The 10,106-nt window shown below is 67.9% G+C and carries 8 protein-coding genes; all 8 read right to left on the reverse strand.

Features of this window, described 5'->3' with window-relative positions:
• Nucleotides 1-97: 97 nt before the first annotated feature.
• Genes gmk through pyrR form a run of 8 tightly spaced genes read right to left on the reverse strand, consistent with a single transcriptional unit; the run spans nucleotide 98 to nucleotide 9,855 of the window.
• Complete coding sequence (gene gmk / locus E3O42_RS14460) at nucleotides 98-1,018, reverse strand: guanylate kinase (protein ID WP_134454596.1); 921 nt, start codon at nucleotides 1,016-1,018, stop codon at nucleotides 98-100.
• Entirely contained in the window at nucleotides 1,011-1,919 is a 909-nt protein-coding gene (gene pyrF / locus E3O42_RS14465; RefSeq protein WP_420897884.1) for an orotidine-5'-phosphate decarboxylase, read from the reverse strand. Before pyrF ends, gmk begins: the two co-directional genes overlap by 8 nt.
• Entirely contained in the window at nucleotides 1,916-5,203 is a 3,288-nt protein-coding gene (carB, locus tag E3O42_RS14470; protein WP_134454597.1) for a carbamoyl-phosphate synthase large subunit, read from the reverse strand. Before carB ends, pyrF begins: the two co-directional genes overlap by 4 nt.
• The gene (carA, locus tag E3O42_RS14475; protein ID WP_241984847.1) at nucleotides 5,203-6,369 is read right to left on the reverse strand and encodes a glutamine-hydrolyzing carbamoyl-phosphate synthase small subunit; all 1,167 of its coding nucleotides are present in this window, start codon (nucleotides 6,367-6,369) and stop codon (nucleotides 5,203-5,205) included. The genes carB and carA overlap by 1 nt, the downstream gene beginning before the upstream one ends.
• A gap of 3 nt (nucleotides 6,370-6,372) precedes the next feature.
• Nucleotides 6,373-6,993 (reverse strand): PH-like domain-containing protein, encoded by a 621-nt coding sequence (locus E3O42_RS14480; RefSeq protein ID WP_134454598.1) that lies wholly within the window; start codon nucleotides 6,991-6,993, stop codon nucleotides 6,373-6,375.
• Nucleotides 6,986-8,332: a dihydroorotase gene (locus E3O42_RS14485; RefSeq protein ID WP_134454599.1), complete on the reverse strand. Its 1,347-nt coding sequence runs from the start codon at nucleotides 8,330-8,332 to the stop codon at nucleotides 6,986-6,988. Before E3O42_RS14485 ends, E3O42_RS14480 begins: the two co-directional genes overlap by 8 nt.
• Entirely contained in the window at nucleotides 8,333-9,283 is a 951-nt protein-coding gene (locus E3O42_RS14490) for an aspartate carbamoyltransferase catalytic subunit (RefSeq protein ID WP_134454600.1), read from the reverse strand.
• Nucleotides 9,280-9,855 (reverse strand): bifunctional pyr operon transcriptional regulator/uracil phosphoribosyltransferase PyrR, encoded by a 576-nt coding sequence (pyrR, locus tag E3O42_RS14495; protein WP_134454601.1) that lies wholly within the window; start codon nucleotides 9,853-9,855, stop codon nucleotides 9,280-9,282. Before pyrR ends, E3O42_RS14490 begins: the two co-directional genes overlap by 4 nt.
• Between the last annotated feature and the right edge of the window lie 251 nt (nucleotides 9,856-10,106).

A 10,106-nucleotide genomic window follows, 5' to 3' on the forward strand; every position in this document is an offset into this window, starting at 1 on the left:
CTGCGCGGTGTCACTCCATAGGTTTCCGTGGCCGGAAACCGAACATTAACCACGATGATGCGTCTATTCGACGCGAGGAATTCAAGTGCAGCGGGCGCTACGACTGCGCCGATGCCTTGCGAATCTGCATCAAGTCTACGACTTCTTCGGCCGCTTCGGCCACGTCGCTGTTCACAACGCGATAATCGAACTCGCCCTGGGCAGCCAATTCAAGCTTGGCGGTCTCCAAACGGCGGCTCTGTTCGGCCGAATCCTCGGTACCGCGGCCGATCAGTCGGCGCACCAATTCGTCCCAGGTGGGCGGCAGCAGAAACACCAGGCGGGCCTCCGGCATTGCCCGGCGCACCGAGCGGGCACCCTGGATGTCGATCTCGAGCAGAACGCTGTTGCCGTCTGCGATGGCCGCCTCGACGGGGCCGCGAGGGGTGCCATAGCGGTAGGCGTTGTGCACCGTGGCGTACTCCAGGAGTTCGCCGGCCTCGATCATCCGGTCGAACTCGGCGTCGTCGACGAAGAAGTAGCTGACGCCCTCAACCTCGCCGGCGCGGGGCGCCCTGGTGGTCGCGGACACCGACAGGTGCACCTCGGGGTGGTGCTCGCGGATGTATGCGGCGACGGTGCCCTTGCCGACCGCTGTCGGTCCGGCGAGGACGACGAGCCGGGAGTCGGCCGAGCCCCTGCGAGCGGTGGGCCGGGCGGCGAGGAAGTCGCGCAGCCGGTCGCGCTGGTGCTTGCCGAGGCCACCCAGGCGTTTGGACGGCGAGATCTCCAACCGGGTCATGATGCGCTGCATCTTGGTCACCCCGATGGCGGGGATACTCACGAGAAGCTCGGTCACGCGCAACCGGCCTTCGACGCCATTCGGTTCCTTGACGGCGGCGGCGAGCACGTCGAGCGAGGTGCGTTCACCGGCCGCGACCTGTGCTTTCACGGCGGCGCGGGCTCGTCGAGCCGCTACGGCGGCGCGGGAGGCCGCGACGCGGTCGACGTCGGGTGGGGTAGGGCGATTATCAGCCACGGGTCGCTCCAGCTTCGGTTACTCGGCGGGTTATCTCATCGGCCACCTGGGCGGGACCGGCGGATAAAACGCTGCGCGATTCACTCACGATAACGCCTTGAGCGTATCCGCCAAACAAACCGGCCAGATCGGTGGGATTCGCACCCTGGTGGCCGAAGCCCGGGGCGAGCACCGGAGTGACGACCGCGGCGGCCGGGGCGTGGATGTCGATGCCGAAGTCGGCGAGGGAAACCGTGGCCCCGAGGACAACTCCAATCGAACCGAACGCGCCGCTGGGCGCCTGGCCGGCATTGATGGCGGCGACCTGGTCGAGCACCGACGCGGCGACAGAACTGCCCGCCTGCGCGCCCTGCGCGAGGACGGCCTGCTGCAGGTGGGCGGCCTCCGGGTTGGAGGTGGCGGCGAGCAGGAACAGTCCCTTGCGGTTCTCCGCGGCGGCGGTCATGGTGCTGGCGAGCGAGCCGACCCCCATGTACGGGTTCACCGTGATGGCGTCGACCTCGAGCGGCGAGCCCTGGCTCAGCCAGGCCTGGCCATAGGCTTCGACGCTGGTACCCAGGTCGCCGCGCTTGACGTCGGCGATGACCAGGAGGCCCGCCGCCCGCGCGTCGGCGAGGACCCGTTCCAGTGCCAGGTATCCGGCAGAGCCGAACCGCTCGTAGAACGCCACCTGGGGCTTGACGATGCCCGCGCGTCCCGCGACGGCGGCCACGACCGCCCGGCCGAAGCTCTCGGCCCCATCGGCGGTGTCGGGCAGGCCCCAGTCGCTCAGCAACCAGGAGTGCGGGTCGATGCCGACGCAGAGCCGGCCGAACCGGGCGAAGGCGCCGTGCAGGCGTGCGCCGAAGGTGTCGGCGATTTCGACCGGTTCGGCTGGAGTCTCGGCGTCGGCTGGAGTCACAGTGCCGCCGTCCGTTTCGTCGCGTACTCCTGCAGGCTGGTGACCTCGAAGCCGGTGCGGATCGAGTCGATCGACGCGACGGCGGCGCTCAGCTCGGCGATGGTGGTGAACAGGGGCAGGTCGCCGGCGACGGCTGCGGCGCGGATTTCGTAGCCGTCGGCGCGTGCGGTGCGACCGTTCGGTGTGTTGATCACGATCTGCACCTCCTCGCGCCGGATCAGGTCAACGACGGTGTCCACGGACTCATCGGCCTTTTCACTGAACTTTGCCACCACTGTGGCCCCGATTCCGTTCCGCTGCAAAACTTCGGCGGTTCCCTCGGTGGCCATGATCGTGTAGCCCAGCTGCGAGAGGCGCAGCATCGGCAGGATCACGGCGCGCTTGTCCCGGTCGGAGACCGACACGAAGACCGTACCGGTGAGCGGGATACCGCCGTAGGCAGCCAGCTGGCTCTTGGCGAACGCCCGCGGGAAGTCGCGGTCGATGCCCATGACCTCGCCCGTGGAGCGCATTTCCGGGCCGAGCACCGAGTCGACGATGAGGCCTTCCTTGGTGCGGAACCTGTTGAACGGCAGCACGGCTTCTTTCACGGCGACCGGCGAGTCCATCGGCACCCTGGAGCCGTCGATCAGCGGCAGTTTGCCGTCGGCCTTGAGCTCGGCGATGGTGGTGCCCACCATGATCAGCGAGGCGGCCTTGGCCAGCGTGATGCCGAGCGCCTTGGCGACGAACGGCACCGTGCGGGATGCGCGCGGGTTGGCCTCGAGAACGTAGAGCACACCCGCGCCGATGGCGAACTGCACGTTCAACAGGCCGCGCACGCCGATGCCCTGGGCGATGGCGAGGGTGGCGTCGCGCACCCGGTCGATCTCGGCGCGGCCCAGGGTGACCGGCGGCAGGGTGCAGCTCGAGTCGCCGGAGTGCACGCCGGCCTCTTCGATGTGCTCCATGACGCCGCCGATGTAGAGCTCGTGGCCGTCGTAGATGGCGTCGACGTCGATCTCGATGGCGTCGTCGAGGAAGCGGTCGACCAGCAACGGGTGCGACGGGCCGATGATGCCCTGGCCCTGCATGCGGGTGAAGTAGTCGGCAAGAGAGGCGCTGTCGTAGATGATCTCCATGCCGCGGCCGCCGAGTACGTAGCTGGGGCGCACGAGCACCGGGTAGCCGATCTCCTCGGCGACGACGACGGCGCCGCTATAGTCGATCGCCACGCCGTTGCGCGGCGCGAGCAGGCCGGCGTCGGCGAGGATGCCGCTGAACAGTCCGCGTTCCTCGGCCAGGTCGATCGCGGCCGGCGAGGTGCCCAGGATCGGGATGCCCGCAGCCTCCAGGCCCTTGGCCAGGCCCAGCGCCGTCTGGCCGCCGAGCTGCACGACCACGCCGACGAGCTCGCCGCTCTGGCTCTCGGCGTGGATGATCTCCAGCACGTCTTCCAGGGTGAGCGGCTCGAAGTAGAGTCTGTCGCTGGTGTCGTAGTCGGTGGAGACCGTCTCGGGGTTGCAGTTGATCATGATGGTCTCGTAGCCGGCCTCGGAGAGGGCGAATGAGGCGTGCACGCAGGAGTAGTCGAACTCGACGCCCTGGCCGATCCGGTTCGGACCGGAACCGAGGATGACGACCTTCTTGCGGTCAGAGGGGACGACCTCGGTCTCCTGGTCGTAGCTCGAATAGTGGTATGGGGTGAGGGCGGGGAACTCGCCGGCGCAGGTGTCGACGGTCTTGAACACCGGGCGTACGCCGAGGATGTGCCGGACCTTGCGCACATCCGCTTCGCCGAAGCCGCGGAGTTCGCCGATCTGGGCGTCGGAGAAGCCGTGGTCCTTGGCGGTGCGCAGGATCTCGGTGTCGAGGGTGGCCGAGGCGGCGACGGCATCGGCGATCTCGTTGATGAGCACGATCTGGTCGAGGAACCACGGGTCGATCTTGGTGGCTTCGAAGAGCTGCTCGATGGTGGCGCCCTTGCGAAGCGCCTGCTGCACCGTGACGATGCGGCCATCGGTGGGGACCTCGGCGATTTCGAGGAGTTCCTCGACGGTGCGGGTCTCCGTGCCCCAGTGAAAGGAGGAGCCGCGTTTTTCGAGCGAGCGGAGCGCCTTCTGCAGGGCGGAGGCGTAGTTGCGGCCGATAGCCATGGCCTCGCCGACTGATTTCATGGTGGTGGTCAGGCGCGCATCGGCCTTGGGGAACTTCTCGAACGCGAACCTGGGCACCTTGACAACGACGTAGTCCAGGGTGGGCTCGAAGCTGGCCGGGGTGACCTTGGTGATGTCATTGGGGATCTCGTCGAGTCGGTACCCGAGGGCCAGCTTCGCTGCGATCTTGGCGATCGGGAAGCCCGTCGCCTTGCTGGCCAGCGCGGAGGAACGCGACACCCGCGGGTTCATCTCGATGACGATGATGCGGCCGTTGGCCGGGTCGATGGCGAACTGGATGTTGCAGCCACCGGTGTCGACGCCGACGGCGCGGATGATGTCGATGCCGATGTCGCGCAGCTTCTGGTACTCACGGTCGGTGAGGGTGAGCGCGGGGGCGACGGTGATCGAGTCGCCGGTGTGCACGCCGACCGGGTCGACGTTCTCGATCGAGCAGACGACCACCGTGTTGTCGGCGGTGTCGCGCATCATCTCGAGCTCGTATTCCTTCCAGCCGAGGATGGACTCCTCGAGGAGCACCTCGGTGGTCGGGCTCTGGTGCAGGCCGTCGCCGACGATACGGTGGAGATCGGCTTCGGTGTACGCGAAGCCGGAGCCGAGGCCGCCCATGGTGAAGGACGGGCGCACGACGAGCGGGTAACCAAGGTCTTCGGCGAAGCCGACGGCCTCCTCCACGGTATGGGCGATGTAGGACTTGGCCACGTCGGCACCGGCGTCGAGCACCAGCTGCTTGAAGATCTGGCGGTCTTCACCCTTGTTGATGGCTTCGAAGCTGGCCCCGATCAGCTCCACGTCGTACTTCTCGAGGATGCCGCGCTCGTGCAGGGCGATGGCGGCGTTGAGGGCCGTCTGGCCGCCCAGGGTCGGCAGGATCGCATCCGGGCGCTCCTTGGCGATGATGGTTTCGAGGATCTCCGGGGTAATCGGCTCGATGTAGGTCGCGTCGGCGAAGTCGGGGTCGGTCATGATGGTGGCCGGGTTGGAGTTGACCAGGATGACCCGGACGCCCTCCTCGCGGAGGACCCGGCAGGCCTGGGTACCCGAGTAGTCGAATTCGCAGGCCTGGCCGATCACGATCGGGCCGCTTCCGATGACGAGGACGCTGTTGATATCGTCGCGCTTGGGCATTACTTGGCGTCTCCTGCTCCGGCGGCCGCGTGCGCGACCACCACATCCCTGAACCTGTCGAAAAGGTAGTTGGCGTCGTGCGGGCCGGCCGCGGACTCCGGGTGGTACTGCACCGAGAACGCCGGGATGTCCAGGCACCTGATGCCCTCGACGACCTGGTCGTTGAGGCTGTAGTGGCTGACCTCCACGCGGCCGAATCCGGTCGTGGATTCGCTGATGCCCTCGATGGGCATGTCCACGGCGAAGCCGTGGTTCTGCGAGGTGATCTCGACCCGGCCGGTGGCCTTGTCGAGCACGGGCTGGTTGATGCCGCGGTGGCCGAACGGCAGCTTGTAGGTGCCGAAGCCGAGTGCGCGGCCCAGCAGTTGGTTGCCGAAGCAGATGCCGAAATACGGCACGCCAGCGCGCAGTACCTCCTGCAGCAGGGTGACGTGGGCGTCGCTGGCGGCGGGGTCGCCTGGTCCGTTAGAGAAGAACAGCGCGGACGGATTCAGCGACAGCACGTGCTCGGCGGTGACCGACTGCGGAAGCACGAAGACCTCGAAGCCACGCTCGGCAAGGTAATTGACGGTGGAGGTCTTCACACCGAGGTCGAGTACCGCGACGGAGCCGATCCGCTCACCCTGCGCGGGCACGGAATACGGCTCGACGGTGGAGACGTCGTCGGAGAGGTTGCGGCCGCGCATGCTGGCCCCGCCGCGCACGAGTTCGAGCTGTTCGCCCTCGGAGCTGTCGTATCTTTCGCCGGAGAAGATGCCGCTGCGCATTGACCCGAGCGAGCGGATGTGCCGGGTGATGGCGCGGGTGTCGACGCCGCTGATACCCACGACGGCGTTCGACTCGAGGTCGGCATCGAGGGTGCGCTGGGAGCGGAAGTTCGACGGTACGCGGGCGGGCTCGCGCACCACGAAACCGGAGACCCAAATCCGGGAGGATTCCATGTCTTCGTCGTTGGCGCCGGTGTTGCCGATGTGCGGCGCGGTCATCAACACGATCTGGCCGGCGTAGGACGGGTCGGTGAGCGTCTCCTGGTAGCCGGTCATGCCGGTGGCGAAGACGATCTCGCCAAGGGTCTGGCCGAGGCTGCCGTAGGCACGTCCCACGTATCGGCTTCCGTCTTCGAGGACGAGCACGGCCGGAGCCGGTGTGGTTGTTGGGTAGCTCACGGGCTACACCTCACTTTCTTCGGTGCCGAGTTCTGTAGTGCCGAGTTCTGTATTGCCAGGTTCTGTATTGCGAGGTTCTGCTCTGCGAGGTTCTGTGGCGAGGGATCTGATCGCCTCGTTGATCGCCCGGCGATCGACGGGGTCGCTGAAGCGGAAGTAGCTGTCGACGCCGGCCGGCGCCTCGGCGCCAGTCGTGTCGCTGCCTGTGTCGGGACCGGGTGTGTTCAGCCGCCAGCCGAGCAGCAGCAGGCCGCCGGGTTCGACGGCCCTGTCGATGGCCACGGTGGCGTCTGCGACGAGCTGCACGGCATCCGCCGGGATGAATAGGGCTGGCGAGCCGGCGAGTTCGAGCAAGACGCCCTGCTCGGTAACGGTCACGCCGCCGCGGGCGCGGAAGCCGAGTCCGGGGATGTTCAGGCGCTCCAGCGGTGCGTTGCGCGGGGTGGTGGCCACGTACAGGGCTGCGGCGGAGGCCAGCTCACGACCATGATCGGCGGGCTGCGGGTAGCCGGCGGGCAGGGCGGCATCCCGCTTGGTGCGCCGGCGCCAGGAACGCAGCATCAGGCCCAGCACGGCGAGCAGGACCAGCGCCGTGATGATCGTCGCGACGGTGCGGCTACTCATTGCTGCCCCCTACGAGGTCCGCGCGAGCGGCGTCGATCTGCGCCGTGCTGCGCAGCACACCGTCGAGCACGGTGGCGTAGCCGCGGTGGAAGGTGGCCAGCACCTGGCCGGGCAGCGTCATCTCCAGGTAGGGAGAGTTGACGCCCTTGCCCATCAGGTTCGCGCGGCCGAACACCCGGCGGGCGCTCGGATCGTACAGGGTGAGTTCGGCGGGGGCGCCGACAGCGAGCTGCTGGCCCTGGCCCTGGATGCGGCCGATGCGGGCCGGGGTCGTCGACATCACCCGGACAAGGTCTTTCCAGTTGAGGAACCCGGTCTCCACGACGGCGGCGTGGGCCACCGACAGGGCGGATTCGAGGCCGACCATGCCGTTGGCGGCGGCGTCCCATTCACAATCCTTGGACTCCACAGGGTGCGGTGCGTGGTCGGTGGCGATGATGTCGATGGTGCCGTCGGCCAGGCCCTGGCGCAGGGCCTCGACGTCTTCCCGGCGGCGGAGCGGCGGGTTCACCTTGTAGCGGGCGTCGTAGCCGGCCACGAGTTCCTCGGTGAGCAGCAGGTGGTGCGGGGTGACCTCAGCGGTGACGTTGATGCCTCGGGCCTTGGCCCAGCGCACCACGTCAACGGCGCCGGCAGTGGACAGGTGGCAGACGTGCAGGCGGGAGCCCACGTGTTCGGCCAGCAGCACGTCGCGGGCGATGATCGATTCCTCGGCGACGGCCGGCCAGCCGGTCAGACCGAGCTCGCTGGACAGGGCGCCCTCGTTCATTTGCGCGCCCACGGTGAGGCGCGGTTCCTGGGAATGTTGGGCGACGACTCCGTCGAAGGCCTTGACGTACTCGAGGGCACGGCGCATGAGCAGCGGATCCGAGACGCAGAAGCCGTCGTCGGAGAAGACCCGCACGTTGGCGCGGCTGGCGGCCATGGCGCCGAGTTCGGCGAGCCGAACGCCCTCCAAGCCCACGGTGACAGCGCCGATCGGCTGCACGGTCACGTATCCGGCGCTCTCCCCCAGCGCGAGGACCTGCTCGACGACGCCGGCGGTGTCCTGCACCGGCGAGGTGTTGGCCATGGCGAAAACCGTGGTGAACCCGCCGATGGCTGCGGCCTGGCTGCCGGTGAGCACGGTTTCGCTCTGCTCGTAGCCGGGCTCGCGCAGGTGGGTGTGCAGGTCGACCAGGCCGGGGAGGGCGATCAGCCCGTCGGCGTCGATCACGGTGGCGCCGGCATCCGACAGCTTGGTGCCGGTGCCGGTGATGACACCGTCGGCCAGCAGCAGGTCGGTGGTGGTTCCGTCGCTCAGCTGGGCTCCGCGCACAAGATAGCGTTCGCTCGACATCTAGGAATCCTCTCGGTCGCCCGATAACAGCAGGTACAGGGCAGCCATGCGCACTGATACCCCGTTTGCAACCTGTTCGCGCACGGTGGACCGGTCGGAGTCGGCCGCGGCGGAGGAGATCTCCAGGCCGCGATTCATCGGTCCGGGGTGCATGACAATGCTATGCGACGACAGCCGGGAGAAACGCTCGTCGTCCAGGCCCCAGCGGCGGGAGTATTCGCGGCTGTTCGGGAAGAACGCCGCGTTCATCCGCTCGGCCTGGATGCGCAGCATCATCACGACGTCGGGTCCGGCGTCGATCGCCGCATCGAGGTCGTAGCCGATGGTGGCCGGCCAGGCCGACGTGTCGGCGGGCACAAGGGTGGGCGGGGCGATGAAGGTGACGTGGGCGCCGAGGGTGTCCAGCAGCCACAGGTTGGAGCGGGCCACCCTGGAGTGCAGGATGTCGCCGACGATGGTGACGGTGACCCCGTCGAGCCCGCGGCCCCGGGAGGCGGTGCCGTGCAGGCGGCGGCGGATGGTGAAGGCGTCGAGCAGGGCCTGGGTGGGGTGTTCGTGGGTGCCGTCGCCGGCGTTGATGATTCCCGCATCGATCCAGCCGCTGCCGGCCAGTACCTGAGGGGCGCCGGAGGCGGGGTGCCGGATGACGACGCCGTCCGCGCCCATCGCGGCGAGGGTCTGCGCGGTGTCCTTGAGGCTCTCGCCCTTGGAGACGCTGGAGCCCTTGGCGCTGAAGTTGATCACGTCGGCGCTCAGGCGCTTGGCGGCGGCCTCGAAGGAGATGCGGGTGCGGGTGGAGTCCTCGAAGAAGAGGTTCACCACGGTCTTGCCGCGCAGGGTCGGGAGTTTCTTGACCTCGCGGTTGGCCACATCCGCCATGTCTTCGGCGATGTCGAGCAGGGTGATGGCCTCGACGCGGCTGAGCGACTTGGTGGAGAGCAGGTGCCTCATGATTCAGTGCCTCCGTCCGTGCTGCCTCCGTCGATGCTGCCTCCGTCGATGCTGACGAATTCGTCGCCGTCGACCTCGGTGACGTGCACGTTGATGCGTTCGTGGGAGGCGCTTGGCAGGTTCTTGCCCACGAAGTCGGCGCGGATCGGCAGCTCGCGGTGGCCACGGTCCACCAGCACGGCCAGGCGCACGACGCTGGGGCGTCCGTGGTCACCGAGGGCGTCGAGGGCGGCGCGGATGGTGCGGCCGGAGTAGAGCACGTCGTCGACGAGCACCACGGTCGCGCCGTCGATGCTGCCCGGTACCTGGGTGGGTGCGGGGGTGCGGGTGCGGGTGTGCGCGAGGTCGTCGCGGTACATCGTCACGTCGAGGGACCCGACGCGCACGGCGGCGGACGCCGGTTCGATGCGCTGGATGATCTCGGCAATGCGCTTGGCGAGGGCCACTCCCCTGGTGGGGATGCCCAGAATGACCAGGTTCTCCGCTCCTCGATTGGACTCCAGGATCTCGTGCGAGATCCGAGTCAACGCTCGAGTGATGTCAGCCTGGGTGAGCACGGTGCGCTCCGTCAAACCGACCTCCTTTCCCGTCTCACAGGACGGCTCTTAAAGTAGGTCTTAGGTACCCTTAGACCCTAGCATCCTCGCCCCCTCCCCCTGGCTCGCAAGCCGTGAGCGTGATTCCGCGAACTGTGAGTTAAGCCCCAGAATCTTACGGCAAAGTCAAGCGGTCTAGGCAACGCTGGTGGTTTGTGCTGCTTTGAGCAGCTGGGCCAGCCGGTTGGCTGGGGTTTCGAGTCCGAGGGTGGGTCGGGGCCGGCGGT

Origin of the sequence: Cryobacterium adonitolivorans (genome assembly GCF_004402695.1) — a bacterium.
Classification (GTDB): Bacteria; Actinomycetota; Actinomycetes; order Actinomycetales; family Microbacteriaceae; genus Cryobacterium; species Cryobacterium adonitolivorans.